This is a genomic window from Sphingobium sp. AP49 (assembly GCF_000281715.2).
In the GTDB taxonomy this organism is placed as follows: Bacteria; Pseudomonadota; Alphaproteobacteria; order Sphingomonadales; family Sphingomonadaceae; genus Sphingobium.
On sequence record NZ_CP124576.1, the window covers coordinates 3615580 to 3634479 of the forward strand.

General features: G+C 64.3%; 15 protein-coding genes and 1 tRNA gene. 6 read left to right on the plus strand and 10 right to left on the minus strand.

Annotated features, from left to right (window positions below):
• The gene (locus PMI04_RS17335; RefSeq protein WP_007713954.1) at positions 1-1056 is read left to right on the plus strand and encodes a flagellar motor protein MotB; all 1056 of its coding nucleotides are present in this window, start codon (positions 1-3) and stop codon (positions 1054-1056) included.
• Positions 1057-1112: 56 nt separating this feature from the next.
• Here the strand turns inward: PMI04_RS17335 and PMI04_RS17340 are convergent, their stop codons facing one another.
• The 7 genes from PMI04_RS17340 to PMI04_RS17370 form a co-directional block, all read right to left on the minus strand.
• Positions 1113-2201 carry a tyrosine-protein phosphatase gene (locus PMI04_RS17340; RefSeq protein ID WP_007713953.1) on the minus strand — a complete coding sequence of 363 codons (1089 nt, stop codon included), beginning with the start codon at positions 2199-2201 and terminating at the stop codon, positions 1113-1115.
• 94 nt (positions 2202-2295) lie between these two features.
• Positions 2296-3675 (minus strand): ATP-binding protein, encoded by a 1380-nt coding sequence (locus PMI04_RS17345; RefSeq protein WP_283184809.1) that lies wholly within the window; start codon positions 3673-3675, stop codon positions 2296-2298.
• Positions 3672-4391: a response regulator gene (locus PMI04_RS17350; RefSeq protein WP_007709060.1), complete on the minus strand. Its 720-nt coding sequence runs from the start codon at positions 4389-4391 to the stop codon at positions 3672-3674. The genes PMI04_RS17345 and PMI04_RS17350 overlap by 4 nt, the downstream gene beginning before the upstream one ends.
• Positions 4392-4530: 139 nt before the next feature.
• The gene (locus PMI04_RS17355; protein ID WP_007709062.1) at positions 4531-5214 is read right to left on the minus strand and encodes an EF-hand domain-containing protein; all 684 of its coding nucleotides are present in this window, start codon (positions 5212-5214) and stop codon (positions 4531-4533) included.
• 196 nt (positions 5215-5410) lie between these two features.
• The gene (locus tag PMI04_RS17360) at positions 5411-6631 is read right to left on the minus strand and encodes an argininosuccinate synthase (protein WP_007709064.1); all 1221 of its coding nucleotides are present in this window, start codon (positions 6629-6631) and stop codon (positions 5411-5413) included.
• Between the two features lie 292 nt (positions 6632-6923).
• Positions 6924-7910: a hypothetical protein gene (locus tag PMI04_RS17365; RefSeq protein WP_283184810.1), complete on the minus strand. Its 987-nt coding sequence runs from the start codon at positions 7908-7910 to the stop codon at positions 6924-6926.
• A 158-nt stretch (positions 7911-8068) separates the two neighbouring features.
• Positions 8069-8272, minus strand: coding sequence for a DUF4169 family protein (locus PMI04_RS17370; protein WP_007713681.1), 204 nt, complete (start codon positions 8270-8272; stop codon positions 8069-8071).
• Positions 8273-8383: 111 nt separating this feature from the next.
• Here PMI04_RS17370 and PMI04_RS17375 point away from each other — a divergent pair, with 111 nt between their 5' ends.
• The 3 genes from PMI04_RS17375 (at position 8384) to PMI04_RS17385 (ending at position 11496) form a co-directional block, all read left to right on the plus strand.
• Positions 8384-9373: a LacI family DNA-binding transcriptional regulator gene (locus PMI04_RS17375; RefSeq protein ID WP_007713682.1), complete on the plus strand. Its 990-nt coding sequence runs from the start codon at positions 8384-8386 to the stop codon at positions 9371-9373.
• 90 nt (positions 9374-9463) lie between these two features.
• On the plus strand, positions 9464-10141 hold the full coding sequence (locus PMI04_RS17380; RefSeq protein ID WP_007713683.1) for a response regulator transcription factor: 678 nt from the start codon (positions 9464-9466) through the stop codon (positions 10139-10141).
• Positions 10138-11496, plus strand: a complete 1359-nt coding sequence (locus PMI04_RS17385; RefSeq protein WP_007713684.1) for an ATP-binding protein — start codon at positions 10138-10140, stop codon at positions 11494-11496. The genes PMI04_RS17380 and PMI04_RS17385 overlap by 4 nt, the downstream gene beginning before the upstream one ends.
• 59 nt (positions 11497-11555) lie before the next feature.
• Here PMI04_RS17385 and PMI04_RS17390 read toward each other — a convergent pair whose 3' ends face one another.
• Positions 11556-14057: a TonB-dependent receptor gene (locus PMI04_RS17390; protein WP_007713685.1), complete on the minus strand. Its 2502-nt coding sequence runs from the start codon at positions 14055-14057 to the stop codon at positions 11556-11558.
• 344 nt (positions 14058-14401) lie between these two features.
• Between PMI04_RS17390 and PMI04_RS17395 the strand changes: the two genes are divergently transcribed.
• On the plus strand, positions 14402-15049 hold the full coding sequence (locus tag PMI04_RS17395) for a DedA family protein (protein WP_007713686.1): 648 nt from the start codon (positions 14402-14404) through the stop codon (positions 15047-15049).
• A gap of 14 nt (positions 15050-15063) precedes the next feature.
• On the opposite strand, the gene PMI04_RS17400 is transcribed toward PMI04_RS17395, so the two are convergent.
• Both PMI04_RS17400 and PMI04_RS17405 read right to left on the minus strand, forming a co-directional pair.
• Entirely contained in the window at positions 15064-17313 is a 2250-nt protein-coding gene (locus PMI04_RS17400) for an acyl-CoA dehydrogenase (protein ID WP_007713687.1), read from the minus strand.
• Positions 17314-17517: 204 nt separating this feature from the next.
• Positions 17518-17591, minus strand: a tRNA-Gly gene (locus tag PMI04_RS17405).
• A 113-nt stretch (positions 17592-17704) separates the two neighbouring features.
• Here PMI04_RS17405 and PMI04_RS17410 point away from each other — a divergent pair.
• Complete coding sequence (locus tag PMI04_RS17410; RefSeq protein WP_007713689.1) at positions 17705-18673, plus strand: LysR family transcriptional regulator; 969 nt, start codon at positions 17705-17707, stop codon at positions 18671-18673.
• Positions 18674-18900 lie beyond the last annotated feature (227 nt).

Sequence of the window (18900 nt, forward strand, 5' to 3'; positions counted from 1 at the left end):
ATGGCCGAGAAGAAGCGCGGGGCGAACGAGCCCGAACCCCGGCCGATCATCGTCAAGAAGATCATCGTCGAGGGGCATGGCGGCCATCATGGCGGCGCCTGGAAAGTGGCCTATGCCGACTTCGTGACGGCGATGATGGCCTTCTTCCTGCTGATGTGGCTGCTAGGCGCGACCACCGAGAAGCAGCGCAAGGCGCTGGCCGATTATTTCACCCCGACGCTGGTCGAGCTGAAGATGAATTCGGCCGGGTCGACCGGCATGTTCGGCGGTGACAGCCTGATGGCGAAGGAAAATTATCCCACTACCGGTGGCCAGGGCAATCTGGCCATCACCATCCCGCGCGACGCCACTGGCACCAAGGATCAGGGCGGCAAGGCGATGCGGGCGGCCGATCGCCAGAAATTCGAGAAGATCAAAAAGCAGCTTGAAGACCGCATGTCCAAGAAGGGCCTTGCGAATCTGCGCAAGAATGTGCGCTTCACCGAGACCCGGGAAGGGTTGCGCATCGACCTGATCGACGAGGCCGATTTCGCGATGTTCCGGTCGGGTACCGATCAGTTGGTCCCCGAAGCCCGGGCTCTGATCGCCGAAGTGTCGGACGCGCTGCAGACCATGCCCAACCCGCTGATCGTGCGCGGCCATACTGATGGCCTGCCCTATGCCTCGGGGCGGACCATGAACAACTGGATGCTGTCGTCCGCGCGCGCCGAAACGACGCGCAAGGCGCTGGCTGACACCGGCATTCCAAACAGCCGCTTTGCCCGGATCGAAGGCGTCGCCGATCGCGAGCCCTTCGTGAAGACCGACGTCTATGACCCGCGCAACCGGCGCATGTCGATCATCCTGGGCTGGACCCGGGGCGGCGGCAGCGACAATAGCGACAGCGAGGAACAGGATGCCGAAACCCAGGCGGCGATCAAGGAGCGGGATAATCCGCAACGCGTTGCCCGCGAACAGATGCAGAAGCTGGATATGGGCGGCACGGCCCTGCCGGCCGGCGCGGCGCTGATCAATCCGACGGCGGCGGGCACATCATCCAAGCCGGGCAAGCATTAAGGAAAGGGGCCGCCCCGAAGGTCGAGGCGGCCCCTTTCCGGTGCGAACCCGCCCGGTCATTCCAGATAGGTGGCGCGCAGTGCCGCAATGTCGACCTTGGTAAGGCCAACCACCTTCTCCAGATAGGCATCGACGGAGCCATAACGCTGATCGATCGCGTCAAAAGCGAAAGCGAGCAGAGGCTTGCCATCGGGCGTTTTCAATATCTGCGGTTTCGCCGCCGCCGGATTGGCATGATAGCGGGCGAACATTTGGGCCGCGACATTGTCCGGAAAGGCGTTGGGATCGATCTTGCCCATCTCATATTCGGGTCGACGATATTGGGTGGAAAGATGATAATCTGCGATGATCACATCGCGCGGCACGGCGAGGGCCGACAAGATCATGGCGGCGGCAAAGCCGGTGCGATCCTGTCCCGCCGAACAGTTGAAGACGACCGGCCCTTCCTTCGCGAGCAGCCGCCCGAAAAGCAGGCGTAATTGTGGTGCCAGCATTTCGGGCATGGCGGAATAGAGGCCGGCGCCATTGCCGGCCGTACCCGCTGCCCCCGTGCCGCTGGCCGCCGGGCGCATCGCCGCCATCAGCGTCGCCATCGAATAGCCGACGGCATGATAGGGAACCCCCTCGATCTTCGTGGGAGCAAGCTGGCGCTCCTCGCTGGAGCGCAGGTCGACCATGTTGGCCAGGTGCAGGCCGCCTATCAGCTTCGCATCGGCATCCGAAATCAGCGGCGTCGCACCGGAGCGATAGATCATGCCCCAGCGGACATGCTTGCCACCTGCGCCCACATAGCCGCCAACATCCCGAAAATTGGAGCCGTGATCGAGCGGCACGAGACGTTCCGAAACGCGCAGGGTCGCGCCGCTCCGATGGTCGCGCACCAGAAAATAAGGGCGCGTGCCGGCCGGCACGGTTTGTTCGTAAGTGCCATCCCCGTCCAGGCGCGACACCAATATTGCCCTATTGACGGGCACGTCCGCGCCATCCGCCATGTAGACATCGACCATGCCTGCGTCGGCCCAGCTGAGCTTTAGCCGATCCGGAGCAATGCGTTCGACCTGCGCGCCCGTGACCGTCCCGGCAGACGCCGATACCGGCACGAGCAGCAGTGCCAGCGCGACTGCGGCACCATATGTCCTCTTCATCCGGACCCTCTCCATGACATTATTATGACAGTCACAGCAAAGCATCGCCCAGGTCGCACGGCAAGAGCAGCCAGCAGCCAGCGGCGTGGCGATATCAGGCCGGGAGGACGAGGCTGGCTTCGAGGCCGCCGCCGGGGCGGTTGGCGAGCTGGAGCGCGCCGCCATGTTCGGCCATGATTGCACGGACGAGCGCGAGGCCAAGGCCAGCGCCGCCGGTCTCGCGGTTGCGCGAGCCTTCGAGCCGGGTGAAGGGCTCCATCATCTCGCCCATCTTCTCCTCGGCAATGCCGGGGCCTTCATCGGCGACGACGATGCGGATCATGCCGTCCTGATGCTGGACGCTGACATGGGCGCGGTCGCCATAGACGATGGCATTTTCGATCAGGTTGCGCAGAGCCCGACGGATCTGCTGGGCGCGGACGAAGGCGACGGCGCGATCGCTGTCGATCATGTCGACCGGTGACCCCAGTTCGATGAAATCCTCCACGACAGCGTCGGCGAGCGAGGTGAGGTCGACCTTCTGCGCCGCCTCGCTGCTGCGGCCGGCGCGGGCGAGCGAGAGGATGTCGTCGAGCATCCGGTTCATTTCCTCGATCGTCTCGGACATGCGGGCGCGCTCGCCATCATCCTCGACCGATTCGGTGCGGACGCGCAGCGATGCGAGCGGCGTGCGCAGATCATGGCCGATGGCGCCCAGCATCCGGTCCTTCTCGTCCAGCATGGCTATGATGCGGGCGCGCATGGCGTTGAAGGCGGTGGTAAGCTGGCGCACGTCGCCCGGCCCGCTTTCCTCGACCGGATCGGCCAAGCCGGTCCTGGCGAACTGGCGGGCGGAACCGGTGAGCTGCTTGAGCGGGCTGGCGAAACGGCGCCCCATCCAGAGCAGGGGGATAAGGACGATGACGTAGAGGATCAGCGTCTGGGCGACCAGCCAGCCGCCAAAGCGTGGCGGGCGGCTGCCGATGCGCGCCTCCGTCGACAGCCATTTGCCCGGCTCATATTCGACAGCAAGGGTCAGGCGACCGACACGATGGTCGCGCGGCGCTTCCCCGGTGGCGCGGCTGCGTATCTGTTCCCAGCGGCGCAGCGGCATGATGCGGCTATCCTCGGCCGCGGCGATCGCATGGACGGTGAGGCCGATATCCTCGAACATGGCGGCGGCGCGCGCCTCGACATCGGGGCGCGGCTTGCCGGTCAGGGTCGGGCGCGTCGTTGAAAAATCGACATTGCGACGATCCCGGTCACGATCCTCGCCCTGTTCCCGATTGTCCCGCCCCGGCCAGCGATCGGGCCGGACATCGAGCGCGTTGATGACGCGATAGACGACCGGCGCGGTCTGGCTGGTCAGCTCGACCCGGTTGCGTTCGCGCAGCAGCAGGCCGAAATTGATCGCCTGCGCCACGAACAGCGCGATCGCGACCAGGACGATGATCTGTCCAACCAGGCTTTGCGGCCAAAGGCGCAATTGCTTCACAGTTTGCGGACCTCCGCCGACAAAGTGTAGCCGCCGCCCCAGACGGTCTTGATCAGCGTCGGGTTCTTGGCATCGGGCTCGATCTTCTTGCGCAGGCGACTGATCTGGTTGTCGATCGCCCGGTCGAAGGCATTGGCCTCGCGCCCCTGGGTGATGTCGAGCAACTGGTCGCGGCTGAGCACCTGATTGGGCCGGGTGGCGAAGGCCATCATCAGATTATATTCGGCGGTCGAGAGGGGCAGAGAGACGCCCTCGGCATCGACCAGGGTGCGTTCCTGCGTCTTCAGCAACCAGCCGGCAAAGGCATAGGTGGCGCCGTCAGGCGCGGTGACGCGCTGGCCGCCGGTGGCGACGCGGCGGAAGATCACCTTGATACGGGCGACCAGTTCGCGCGGCGAAAAGGGTTTGAGCACATAATCGTCCGCCCCCATTTCCAGCCCGACGATGCGGTCGGTCTCTTCGGAGCGGGCGGTGAGCAGGATCACCGGAATCTCGCTGGTCTCGCGGATGTGGCGACAGAGCGACAGGCCATCCTCGCCAGGCATCATGATGTCGAGGATGACGAGGTCGATGGCATTGGCGGCCAGACGCAGCCGCGCCTCCGCCGCATTCTCGACCGCCGTCACGCGGAAGCCGTTGCGGGAGAGATATTGGGCCAGCGGCTCGCGGATCGATCGCTCGTCATCGACGAGCAGGAGATGGGGACGTTCGCTCATTTTGCCTGTCTGTCATGCCGGGGGACGGGTTGGAAGGGCGAAGGCAGGGGAACCTTCGCCCTTCCCCCTTGGGACGATCGACTGGAGCGGGGCGCTAGGGGGAAAAGCCCCGCTCCGGATCGTCGGCGCTGTCAGCCGATCAGTTGGCCGGCGGCGGAGGCGGCGGTGCCTGGTCGGCGCCGGGGCCACGGCCCGGACCACGATCATGGCCGCGCCCCGGACCACGCATCGCCTGGCGGGCCGCCTTCATTTCCTCGGCCGTGACCTTGCCGTCCTTGTTGGCGTCGGTCTTGTCGAACATGGCGAGCGGGCCGGCCATGAATTCCGCCTTGGTCATGGTGCCGTCCTTGTCGGCATCACCGAAGCCGGGGCCGCCGTGCATCATGCCGCGACCCGGGCCACCATGGCCACGCCCGGCCCAGCGCTTGCCGTCGGGGCCGCCGGGCTTGCCGGCTTCAGGGCCGCGATCGGCGCGCGGCTGGTGGCCGGCCTGGAACTCGGCCTTGCTGATCTGGCCATTCTTGTCGGTGTCGAGCGCGGCGAAGCGTTCGTCCAGGCGCTGCTGACGGCGGATGTCGCGATCCTCCTTGGTCAGCTTGCCATCCTTGTTGGCGTCAAGCTTGGCAAAGCGGGCTTCGAGCGCAGCGGTCAGTTCCGCCTTGGTGAGGGTGCCATCCTTATTGGCATCGGCCATCATCATTGGGCCGCCACGCATGCCGCGCGGACCTGGACCACCATCCTGCGCGAAGGCGACATGGGTGGCCGCCAGCCCGCCGACGAACAGCGAACCGACCGCGACGGTGGTGAAGAATTTGCGGAGCATTGGGTCTTTCCTTCCAACTTCAGTCGTGGATGGCGTGTCGACCATCCTTGTCGTCGCTTATCGGCAAGACTTGTCCCGCAACTTTGTCATGTCACCCAATAGTTTGTCGCAATTTGTATCGGGTAGGAAAGAGAAAGGCCCCGGCCCGCCCATGTGCGGACCGGGGCCTTCCCCGAAACATCAGTGCCGCGCGAAATCAAAGCCCGTCGCGGCGACCCAGCAGGCGCAGGCGCAGCGCATTGAGCTTGATGAAGCCCGCCGCGTCGCGCTGGTCATAGGCGCCGGCGTCGTCCTCGAAGGTCACGACCTTCTCGCTGTAGAGCGTGTAGGGCGACTTGCGGCCGACGACATAGACGCCGCCCTTGTACAGCTTCAGGCGGACCGTGCCGGTCACCTTTTCCTGGCTATGGTCGATCGCGGCCTGGAGCATCTCGCGCTCGGGCGAGAACCAGAAGCCGTTATAGATCAGCTCGGCATATTTGGGAGCCAGCTCATCCTTCAGATGGGCAGCGCCACGGTCGAGCGTGATCTGTTCGATGCCGCGATGGGCCAGGTGATAGATGGTGCCGCCCGGCGTTTCATACATGCCGCGCGACTTCATGCCCACGAAGCGGTTCTCGACCAGGTCGAGACGGCCGATGCCATGCTTGCGGCCATATTCGTTGAGGGTTTCGAGCAGCGTCGCGGGCGACATGGCGATGCCGTTGATCGCGACGCCGTCGCCACGCTCGAAATCGACCGTGATATATTCGGGCGCGTCGGGCGCGTCTTCCGGGTTGACGGTGCGCGAATAGACGAAGTCCGGGGTTTCCTCCCACGGATCCTCCAGTACCTTGCCCTCGGAGCTGGTGTGCAGCATGTTCGCGTCGGTCGAGAAGGGGCTTTCGCCACGCTTGTCGCGCGGGATCGGAATCTGATGCTGTTCGGCGAATTCGATCAGCCGGGTGCGGCTGGTGAGATCCCATTCGCGCCAGGGGGCGATCACCTTGATGTCGGGCTGAAGCGCGTAATAGCCCAGTTCAAAGCGGACCTGATCATTGCCCTTGCCGGTGGCGCCATGGCTGACGGCGTCGGCACCCAGCATCTTGGCGATCTCGATCTGGCGCTTGGCGATCAGCGGACGGGCGATCGAGGTGCCGAGCAGATAGAGGCCTTCATAGAGCGCATTGCCGCGCATCATCGGGAAGACATAATCCTTCACGAATTCCTCGCGCAGGTCGTCGATGAAGATATGCTCTTCCTTGACGCCCATCAGGCGGGCCTTGGCGCGGGCGGGTTCCAGTTCCTCGCCCTGGCCGAGATCGGCGGTGAAGGTGACGACTTCGCACTGATAGGTCTGCTGCAACCATTTCAGGATCACGCTGGTGTCGAGGCCGCCCGAAAAGGCGAGGACGATACGATTGATCTTGTCGGACATGGTGGGCGACTCTTCTGCAGGCCAATGATGGCGTGGGATATAAACCGCGCGCCGGTAACAGGCGGGACGGGCCAGCGCAACAGCGCGGGGGTGCCTGTTGGAGACTGCGGGCCTTAACTTCCCATATTTCCCGCAGATTTTGACATAATCTTGCTGGACGCTGATCCTATCGAAAAGCGCAGCCTTCTTTCCTGCCCCATGCTTCTAACGGCAAATGTTGGCTGTAGGACAGGCATGGCAAAGGGGACGATGGCAGGCCATCATCCCCTTCCCCATCAGATCAGTGCGCCGATCAGTTGGTGCGCGGCTTGAACAGGCCCGGACGGGCACGATCGCTGCCGAAGCGATAGACAGTCTGGCTGCGATCAGGCGCCGGGGCGCTGGCCTGGGTCGCAACCGGCGCAGTGCGGGCGACCGGATCGGCCGTGCGGAGCGCCTGCCGCTGGGCGAGCAGGAAATGGGCGCGGCGGCGGCGGTTGCGCTGGGTCAGGAAGGGATTGTCGCGGCTGGGCGCAGCGGCAACCATCGCTTCGACATCATTGCTCGGCGCGGCTGCAGCCAGCGGAGTGCGCGCCGCGACTGGAGCGGCGGGCGCCAGCGGCAGAGGTGCCGGGGCCGGGCCAGCCGCAATCGGCGCGACCGCTTCACGCTGCGCCTCGACACGCTGGCGGCGGCGACGGACGATGGCGGTGGCGCCAAGGCCGACCAACAGCAGCGAACCGCCACCCAGCGCCAGCAGCAGCGCCGGATCGATCAGGGCCGAGGGCTGCTCGGCTGGTGCTGCAGCCGTCGCCGGCTCTGCAGCAGGGGTAGCCGCGACCGGTTCCGGGGCCGGCGTTGCGGCCGGCGCTACAGGGACAGGCGCTACAGGGGCAGGCGCTTCGGTGCGCTCGACAACCGTCGGAGCTGAAGCAGGCATCGGGGCCGAAGCAGGCGCCGCCCGGCGGGCTTCCGCACGGCTAGGCGCCGGTGCGGCCGAAGCAGCGCGGCTTTCCTGCACGGCGGGCGCTTCAGCCTGCGGCTCCGGAGTCGGCGGGGTTTGCTGCACGACCGGCTGGCTGGGCGCGAAGACCGGCGCCGCCGGGGTGGCAGGCGCTGCAGGTGCGGCCTGCGCCGCCGGCATTGCCGGGGCGATGTCGACGGGTGCAGCAGGCGGCGTTGTGGACGCGGCCGGCGGGGGCGTCATGACTTCCTGCGCCAGCAGGGGCGTTGCGGACAATGCCAGGACAGCGGCGATCGCGGCCGAGGCGGGACGGATGGATCGAATATTATTGGTCATAGCGATAGATCAACCGCCGACCATCCCCATTCGCCTCAAGCACATCCTCAAATGCGGGACGATCTGTTTACCAATATAGATGAACTGAAAAATATATGACAAACATGAATATACGTTCATTTTGAAAATGAACAAAAGATTTACATCATCACTTCATATCAGCAATCATCTCCGCCCAAATCATTCCCCCCTTCAAGACGCGCACCATCCAACAGGGATGCCTTTCGACGTTCTTCCTGCTCATCGGAGACTTTCTGCGCCTTTGTACGGCCGAACTTCGCCCGATTGGCGTCTGCCGTGCGCACCTTGTCGGCCCGATCCCTGGCCTTGCGCGCGAGACGAAAATTAATGACGTTGCTCATCTTCCACCCTTCCCATTATGGGGGATAGTGCCACACAGACCCAGGGCGACACCAGTCGCCTTTGGCCCAGGGCGACACCAGTCGCCTTTGGCCCGGCCCCATAGGAAAACCATGCCCAGCATCCACGACGTCGCTGCCCTCGCCAAAGTCTCGATCAAGACGGTGTCCCGCGTTGTCAACAAGGCGCCCAACGTCAGCGACGAACTGCGCGAGCGGGTGAATGCGGCGATCGAGCAGCTGGGATATCGCCCCAACCAGTCGGCGCGGCGGCTGGCGGGCGGGCGATCCTTCATGATCGCCTATCTCTACAGCAACCCCGCCCCCAGCTATACCAGTGGCATCCAGTCCGGCGCCGCCGCGCGGTGCCGCGAGTTGGGCTATCATCTGGTGGTGGAACCGATTTCGGACAGTGGCGAAGAACGGATCGAGGTGCTGGACCGGCTGGTCGCCGCCTTGCGCCCCGACGGCGTGTTCCTGGTCCCGCCGCTGTCGGACGATGCGCAACTGTTGGCGCGGCTGGCGGCGTTCAAACTGCCCTGCGCCCGGATCGCCGGATCGAGCGACGCGGGCAGCATCAACATGCCAACACCCGAACACAGCGGCGGACGCATGGTCGCCGATCATCTCGCCAGCCTGGGCCACAAGCGGATTGCCGTCATCACCCCGCCTGCGACCCACAAGGCGGCGTTGGAACGGGTTGCCGGCTTTCGCGACGGGCTGGCCGCCGCAAATCTGCCGATCGATGAAAGCCTGTTCGTTGCCGGCCGGTTCGACTTCGCATCCGGCATCGCCGCCGGCGCGACGTTGCTGAACCTGCCCGAACCGCCGACCGCCATCTTCGCCAGCAATGACGATATGGCTCTGGGCGTATTGACGCTTGCCCATGACATGGGGCTGCGCGTGCCCGAAGATCTGTCGGTCGCCGGCTTTGACGATACGCCCGCGAGCCTGACCAGCTGGCCGCCGCTGACGACGGTACGCCAGCCGCTGGAGCATATGGGCCGCGCCGCGATCGACGCGCTGGTGACCGATGCGACCGGCGCGCCGGCCTTCCTCTTTTCCCTGGTCGCGCGCGGCAGTACCGGCCCAGTCCCCCGATAGCCCGTCCGGTGCAGCGCACCGACGGAATGGCGTTGCGCGAAGCGTAGCGATATGCTGAGGCTGTCGGCGATTTCCCGGGCGTGATATTCCATGAACATGCACATTCTTCTGGTCGAAGATGACAAGCAGTTGCAGCGGCAACTGGTCGCTCAACTGTCGCAATTCGGGCATGAGGTCGAAACGGCGGACGACGGACCGGCGGCCTTGTCGATCGTGGGCCAACAAGCCTTCGACATCATCATCCTGGACTGGATGCTGCCCAACATCGACGGCATTACCGTGCTACGCCAACTGCGCGAGGCCGGCATGAACCTGCCGATCCTGATGCTGACCGCCTTGGGACAGGTGTTCGACAAGGTCGAAGGCTTCAACGCCGGCGCCGACGACTATGTCGTCAAGCCGGTCGATCCGCTGGAACTGAATGCCCGGCTGCTGGCCCTGTTGCGCGCGCGGCGCGCGAACGAGCAACCGACCGACACGATCAGTGCGGGCGATATCGTGATCAGCCCGTCCCGGCTGCGGGCGTGGCGCACTGGCGTGGCGCTGACCCTGTCGCAAACCGAGTTCAAGCTGCTGCTGGAATTGGTCCGCAACGCCGGCACGATCATGACCCGACCGATGCTGATCGAGCGTATCTGGGGTCATGACTTCGTGCCCGCCACCAATATCGTCGAAGCGCACATCCGGCATTTGCGGGTGAAGTTGCTGGAGCATGGCGACGATCCGATCAGTACGCAGCGCGGCCTGGGCTATATGCTGCGGGCATGATCGGCCGTCCGCTTTCGCTGCGGGGGTTGACGATCGCCTTTCTGACCCTGTTCCTGGCCGCCACGCTGTTTGCTGGTGCAGGCACCTTCTTCGCCACGCTGTCCGCGATCAATAGCCTGGTCGACCGCAGGATCGAGGCCGAGAGTCAGGCGCTGGCGCCCACCGGCATGAAGGTCAGGCGCGCCGCCCTGGAACAGCGCATTCGCGCGCTGGCAGGCCAGCGCGACACCGGCGACCTGGGTCTGCTGCTGACCGACGACAAGGGCCATTGGATCGCGGGCAATGTGCGGGCGACGCGGACGTTGCCATTGGGATTTTCTTCCCTCAACCGGCAGGACCGGATCGAGGGACTGAGCGCCGGGCGCGCGCTGGTGCGGGAGGTTGGTGACGGATTGCGGCTCGCCGTGTTCGCCGAAACCGAGCCGATCGACGATTATTTTGCGGCACGGCGGCGCATCTACCTGACCGGCTTTGGCGCGATCATCATTGTCGTGCTGGCAGGATTATTGCTGTTTCGCCAACTGGTCGGTGCGCGGATCGAACAGATGCGGATAACGGCGGAATCGATCATCGAAGGCGACCTGTCCCGCCGGGTGCCGATCGCCGGGGACGGCGGCGAGTTTGACCGACAGGCGGCAGCCTTCAACCACATGCTCGACCGCATGAACATGTTGATGGCGGAGATTCGCAACGTCACCAATGATATTTCGCACGAACTGCGCACGCCCCTGGCGCGACTGCGCAACGAATTGGCCTTGCTGGAAGATCGGGTTGAAGCCGGCCCGATCCGGCCCGAACTGCGCTTGGCGACCGAACAGGCCGACGAACTGCTGACAATGTTCGGGGCGATGCTGCGTATTGCCGAGATTGAGAGCGGATCGCGCCGCGCCGGCTTCGCACCGCTGGATCTGAACGGGCTGATCAACGAAATCGTCGAGATGGTGGCGCCCCTGGCCGAGGAGAGCGGGCATCATATCCGGATCGGCCGGAACGATAGCGTGCGGTTGGTGGGCGATCGCCAATTGCTCTCGCAACTATTGGCGAATTTGCTGGAGAATGCCATCCGGCACACGCCCGCCGGAACGGACATAGACATAGCGGTCGAGCGGCTGGCGCGTGGCATCGCGATTGTCGTCACCGATAATGGGCCGGGCATTCCGGCCGAACAGCGCGCCATTGCCCTGCGCCGCTTTGGACGGCTGGATCGCAGCCGGCCGGCCAGCGGCCATGGGCTGGGCATGCCTTTGGCGGCGGCGATTACGCGGCTGCATCATGGCACATTGACACTGGAGGATGCCGTGCCGGGGCTGCGGGTGGCGATCACCCTGCCCCTGCCCGAACCGATGACCACCTAGACGCGAAAAGGCCGGCGCGACGATTGCCCGTCGCGCCGGCCTTTCGATGGTCCGGACCTTTAGAACTTCACGGTCGCATCGGCACCGAAGGTGCGTGGCGCGTTGAAATTGCCATAGTCGCCCAGGATATTGTTGACGCTGCCGGTCGACACGCTGGTCGTCGGCGCTCCCGGCAGGCTGTTCGACGGGTCGCGGCGATAGACATATTGTTCATCGAACAGGTTGCGGCCCCAGATGCCCAGCGTCAGCTTGCGGCCATAACCGACATCGATATCCGCCAGCGAGATACGGCCGTTGAAGATCAGCGACGCATCATTCTTGGTGGCATATTGGTCGAAGGTCTGGGTCGCCTGCGAATAATTGCCGTCGATGTGGAAACGCAGATGCGCGTCGCCGCCATGGACCGGCAGGTCATAGTCGGCCGAGCCGCTGGCCGCGTTGCGCGGCGTGAACACCACGTAGAAGCGCTGGTCGACCGTGGTCGATGCGCCGTCCGTGCCGGTATAGGTGATCGGCACCAGCGGGATCTTGGTATAGGTATAGGCGTAGGAGGCGTTCAGCGTCAGGCCTTCGACCGGGTTCAGGGTCAGGTCGGCCTCGACACCCCGGATCTTGGTGGTGCCGGCGGCATTGATGGTGACCAGATTGTTGAAGTTGGAGCCGTTGAACGGCTGGATCGAGCTGATGTCGACCTGGCTGTCCTTGCGGTCCATGATGTAGGCGGCCAGGTTGAAGCGCGCCTTGTGATCCCAGAAGTCCGACTTCAGGCCGACTTCATAGGATTTCACGTCTTCCGGATCGAACGCCTGATAATTGGCCGTGCGCGAGCTGGCGCCCCCGGCGCGATAGCCGGTGGCATATTTGGCATAGACATGGACGTCGTCACTGACGTCATAGGCCAGGGTCGCCATCGGGTTGAAGCGGTTCCAGCTTTCGTCGAGCGGCTGATAGCCGGCCGCGGCCGCGGCGGCGGTATTCACGTCATAATTGACGTTGCGCGAATAGTGCAGCACGCCCTTCTTGTCGTCATGCGTGTAGCGACCACCGACGGTCAGGTGCAGCGCGTCGGTCGCGTTCCAGGTCAGCTGGCCATAGGCGGCATAGCTTTTCGACCAGACTTCCGAGGCGCGGTCGATCGAGCGACAGCCCACGTCCGACCCGAAGCCGCCCGATCCGGTGCAGCTGTTGAGGATGGTGTAGACCGCCTGGCCAGCGCTGTTGAGATAGACGCCGTTCGAGTTTGGCGTCGCCGCGTCATCGCTGACATGTTCGTTGAAATAATAGAGGCCGGCGACATAGTCGATCTTGCCGACGGTGCCGACCGCCTGGATTTCCTGGCTGAACTGGCGCTGGCGCAGATCGGCCAGGCTGTAGCGGCTGAAGGCGCAGGGCGCGGCCTGGGTGCAGGCCGAGGTCAGGTTGACGACGGGGACGCGATGGGCGCCGCCGCTATTATCCCACTGGGTCGCATCGACGCCGCGCCAGGCGGTGATCGAGCGCAGTTGCAGTTCGGGCAGCGCGTCCCACTTCAGATTGTTGGTAAAGCCATGGGTCTTGTCGATGCTGGGCTGCTGCGGCACGCCGATGTCGGCGGTCTTCATGCGGGTGTCGCCATTGACCACCACGCCGGGCAGCAGCGGCTTCACCGTGCCGGTCAGGTTGGTGTAGCTGGTGCCCGGCAGGGCGCAGGCCGGCTGGGAAGCCTGGGTGCCGGCGGCGCAGCCATTGGGATTATAGTTCAGCAACTGGCTGTAAAAGGGCGTGTTGGCATCACGCGCGACATCATAGGCAAAGTCGTTGGTGATGGTGCTGGTCGGCTGCCAGCGGACGGCGGCACGGAAGCCCTTGCGGTTATAATAGTTCCAGCCGGTCTGGCCTTCGAGCGGATCCTTGGTGGTGGCGTCCTGATGCTGGATGATGCCGTCCAGCTTGACCGAAAAGCCCGCGACCTTGGGCAGGTTGAGGTGGAAGTCGCCGGTGGCGCTGCCATAATTGCCCATGCCCGCGTCGATCTGGCCGCCCCATTCGCCGGTCGGCGCCTTGCTGACGATGCTGAGCGCGCCGCCTTCGGTATTGCGGCCGAACAGCGTGCCCTGCGGCCCCTTGAGCACTTCGATGCGTTCGACGTCGAACAGGCCGGCGTTCAGGCCGTGCTGGCGACCGATATAGACGCCGTCGATATAGATGCCGACGCCCTGTTCGCGCGCGGGCTGGTTGGCGTCGAGCGGCACGATGCCGCGAATGCCGATGGTGAGTGCGCTCTGGCGCGCCTCGAAGGTCGCGACGCGCAGCGAGGGGACGGCGCCGTCAGCCAGGTCATAGAGGCTCTGGACATGGCGATCCTTCAGCGTCGCATCACCCAGGACCGCCATCGAGATCGGCGTTTCCTGCAGGTTGGTCTCACGCTTGGTCGCGGTGACGACGATCGTGCCGAGGCCGGAATCGTCGGGTGCGGCTTCAACTGCGGGGGCAGCATCGGCCGCAAAGGCGGTCGAGGCGATGACGCACCCCAGCGCCGATCCAGCGAGCAGCATGCTGCGCGCGATATTATTTAACAGCATGAAATATAACCCCTTTTTGATGATTCACTCATTTGTCAAAGGGGCAGATATGGCGTCTTCAAGACAGTTAGATTTAAGATTGAAGACATGGTCCGAGCCAAGCCTTCATCTTCATTTCATTTTTGCGTCAATCATTTGAAAATCGGCGCGAATCTCCCGGGAGCGAATATGGAAAATCTTTTGCCCGACGGCAGGACGCGCAACGGATGACGTTGACGAGCCATTGCGGATTTCGTCTAGCCGATCCGTTCCAATACCGGCAAAGGCGTCTGCCAGACGCCGCCGACGGGCAACCGATCATTGGTTAACCAAAGGCTCATCTGTCCGCCCTAGGATCTGCCCGCATGTCTGACCTGTCCGACCTCATAATCAGCGCGATCATCCGCTATGCCTGGTGGAGCGGTCCGATCATCGGCCTGCTGGCTTTTTTCGAATCGCTGGTGGTCATCGGCCTGTTCGTTCCGGCAATCGCAACGATGGTCGCGGTCGGCGGGCTGATCGGTGCAGGTTTCGTGGACCCCGCCCCGGTCTTTGCCTGCGCGGCGATCGGCGCGATCCTGGGCGACTGGCTATCCTATGCGCTCGGCCGATCGGTCGGCCCCGCCATTTATCGCCATCGCTGGCTGCGCGGGCATCAATTGGCCTTCGCCCGCGCGCGCCTGTTCTTCCGGCGCTATGGCTTCATCGCCGTGCTGATTGGTCGCTTCCTGGGTCCAATCCGGTCGACCGTGCCGGTTGTCGCCGGGGCAGTGAAGATGCCGCACATCCCGTTCCAGATCGCCAACATCCTGTCTGCCCTGCTGTGGGTACCGGCATTGCTGCTGCCCGGCTATTTCGCCGGTGGGCGGCTGGCGCAATTTGATTTCGCAGCCGATCACCTCATGCTGGCAGCCATCGCCCTGTGCAGCGTACCGTTGCTGATGGGATGGATTGCCCTGCGCCTCCTCAACAAGCCCCGCCTGCGCAACAGGACCACTGCGACGGCGTCCTGACCCCATAAACGGACTCATTCCGCCGCATCGGCAAGCGCATGGGTAACCGGCCTGCCGGTCAATTCCTCCGGCGCGAAGTCGTCGACGGCAATGATGTCGGCCACGGCCTTGTCGGCGACCTGCAACTGCGCCAGTTCCTGATCCGTGAGCAAGCCGCGTGCCTGCGCGCTGCGCCAGTCCCGGATCTTCGCCTTGCGCAGCCGGTCGTGGATCGGCTGGGTATCGACCGTCAGACGGAAGGCCTCGGTCAGGCGCGCGACCGGCTCCTCGGCCGCACCGATGAAGATATTGTCGACCAGCCGATCGCGCGCCGGATTGGGTTCCAGGATGATGGCGGCACATTGCCGGACCGTCCGATCGCTGGCCCCCGACCGGCGACGGCCATAGGGCAGCAGGAACAGCCGCAACATCCAGCCGACCGGGCGCGCCGGGAAATTGGCGATGATTTCGGCAAAACGCTGCTCGATCGTCGCGAAGCCATTGTCCATACACCATGTCAGCAGGGGGAAGTCGGTATCTTGACGGCCTTCATCCTCCCAGCGCTTGAGCGCGCCGGAAAGGAGATAGAGTTCGGACAATATGTCTCCAAGCCGCGCCGACAGCATTTCGCGCCGTTTGAGCTCACCGCCCAGCGTCAGGAAGGCGATGTCCGACAGAAAGGCGAATCCCGCGGCATAACGGCTCATCTGCCGATAGAAGCGCGTGGCGCGTCCGGCCCGCGGCGCAGGCGCAAACAGACCGCCGCTCCAACTGCGTGCAAAGGCCCGAATCGCCGTCTTGAGTGCATGGCCGACATGCTTCCACAGCACCGCGTCAAATTCGGCCAAGGCCCGCGTCCCATCCGCTTCGCCGATGGCACGGATTTCCTGCAACAGATAGGGATGGGACCTGATCGCCCCCTGACCGAACACCATCAGGCTGCGGGTCAGGATATTGGCGCCCTCCACAGTGATCGCCACCGGAATCGCGCGATAATGATTGCCCAGATAATTATGCGGCCCATCGATCACCGCCTTGCCGCCATGCACGTCCATCGCATCGTTGATGACGACGCGCATCCGCTCGGTCGCGTGGAGCTTGAGGATCGAGGAGATAACGGCGGGGTGATTACCCTGATCAAGGCCGGCGCAGGTCAGGCGGCGGGCACCATCGAGCAGATAGGCATTGGCGGCAATCCGGGCCAGCCGCTCCTGCACCCCCTCGAACCGGCCGACCGGCAGGTTGAACTGCGATCGAACACGGGCATAGGCACCGGTCGTATGGGCGGCGAAGGCCCCAGCCGCCGCCGAGAGCGACGGCAGGGAAATACCCCGCCCGGCAGCCAGCGCGCTCATCAGCATCTTCCAGCCCTGACCAGCCCGCTCAGGTCCGCCGACGATATTGTCGAGCGGAATGAAGACATCATGCCCTTCATTCGGTCCGTTCTGGAAACTCTGCATCGAGGGAAGATGGCGCCGTCCGATCACGACCCCGGGCAGATGCGTCGGCACCAGCGCGACCGTGATGCCGCGCTCGGCCTGCGCGCCAAGAAGATGGTCGGGATCGCGCAACTTGAAGGCGAGGCCCAGGATCGTCGCGACCGGCCCAAGAGTGATATAGCGCTTATGCCAGTTGAGGCGGATGCCGAGTATTTCGCGCCCTTCCCAGACGCCGCGGCAGACGATCCCTTCATCGACCATGGCTGCCGCATCCGACCCCGCTTCCGGGCTGGTCAGGCCGAAGGCGGGAATTTCCCGCCCGTCGGCAAGGCGGGGCAGCCAATAGGCCTGCTGTTCCTGGGTGCCGAAGCGCAGGATCAATTCGCCCGGGCCAAGTGAATTGGGCACCATGGCCGTGACCGCCCCCGATACCGATCGGGTCGCGATCTTGCGGACGATCTCACTATGGGCGAAATTGGAAAAGCCGAGCCCGCCATAGGTTTTGGGAATGATGATGCCGAAGAATTTCTGCGCCTTCATATAAGCCCAGGCCTCGGGCGACAGGTCGCGTGTTTCCCAGCTCATCTGCCAATCGTCGATCATGGCACAAAGCGTTTCGACCGGCCCCTCCATGAACGCCTGCTCTTGCGCCGTGAGGATGGGCCGAGGGATGGCGAGCAACTGGTTCCAGTCCGGATTGCCGGTGAACAGCGCGGCATCCCACCAGCTATTGCCGGCATCGATCGCTTCGCTTTCCGTATCAGAAAGCGGCGGCAGCGCGGACTGGACCAGGGAAAAGAGCGGACGGCTCAGGATTTCACGGCGGGCAGTGGCAAATATGGGCATGGCGTTCCTCTCGCCACCAACAACGCCGCGACGCGGGCAACGATCCCGCCTGCCACGGCAGGGACACGACGAACCGGTGCACCGCCAAGGGTGGGTGGCGACAGAAGACCCACGATCCCGCGCCGGCCATCGACCGCGCGAAGAGTGCCCTGGATATCAGCAAGGACGGGTAAGATAACTGTTTTTCAGGGGTTTGGACGAGACTGGAGCGGGTAGCGGGGATCGAACCCGCATCACAAGCTTGGAAGGCTAGTGCTCTACCATTGAGCTATACCCGCCCGTCAGGCGAAGCGCCCTGCCATCATTGTGGGGGCTTCGTCAACAGAGCATTGATGGTAAATGGCAGAGATCGCCCCTTAACCCCGTCTCGTCTTTGTTCTATCGCTCGACCATGACAAACCCATCCCTGCGCCAACTCGACATTTTCGCGCAGATGGTGGCCGCCGGCAGCCTGGCCGGCTGCGCCCGGACGCTGGGGGTCTCGTCCGCCGAAATCGAACGCGACATGGCATCGCTGGAAATGCGGCTCGGCTATCGATTGTTCGACGATCTTCGCGGGGCTGCCCGGCTGACCCCGGCCGGACGGCGCACGGCGCAGGCCATGACCCTGCTGGCGCAGGACGACCCCGATCAATGGGCCGAGGAAGAGGCGCCCGCCCCCGCTCCGCAACCCGGGCCGCCGCCCGCGCCGCCCGAGCTGTTACTGGACGCCGATGCGCAGTTGCCGGCCGCGCCCAAGGCGCCTAATCGCGCCATCATCCTGGCGACACCCGCGCCGGTGTTCGGCCATTTCCAGGATGCGCTGACCGCGTTCGAGGAGGCCAATGACGATATCGCCATCACCCTGGACCTGAGCGTCCAGTCGGCGGTCGAGGCAGCACGGGCGATCGAATCCCTGCGTGCCGACATCGCCTATTTCTATGCGCTGGAAGAGCCGGCAGGGTTGCCCTCGCGCTATGGCTGGTCGGAACAGGTCAATCTCTATGCCGGGGCGGACCATCCGCTGGCGCGCGCGAACAGCGTGTCGCGCGGCGACCTGGCCATCACGCCGCAACTGGCGATCGATCCGCGCAACGGGTTGCGCCCGATCATCGACGCGGCGCTGGCGCGTGGCGGCGCGCGACTGGGACCGGTGGTGCTGGAAACCGATAATATGTTCGACATCATCACCACCCTGCGCGAAGGCGCCGGATGTTTTGCGGCCTTTGGCCCGATGGCCCGCGACCTGGGGCGGATGAGCGGCATTCGTCGGCTGTCGTTGGATGTGCCATTGCCCGCGATCGAAGTGCGCCAGACCGTCAACGAACGATCCCTGTCACGCCCCGGCGTGCAGGCGCTGGCGGATTTCCTGTTCCTCTGACCCGATGGGGTTGCGGGAATCCGTCGCGCATCCGTCTTTCCCGACAGCATGATCCACGGCCCGGCGCCGAGATGCGCCGGTGCGGGCCGATGCACGAAAGCCACAGTCGGCAATAATAGCGCTGCATCGCAACAGAGTTGCGACAAGCCGGGCGAATGGACCTTGATATGATGTATCATGACCGATAGACGACAGCCATCCGCTCCCCCTGCTAGGATGACATAATT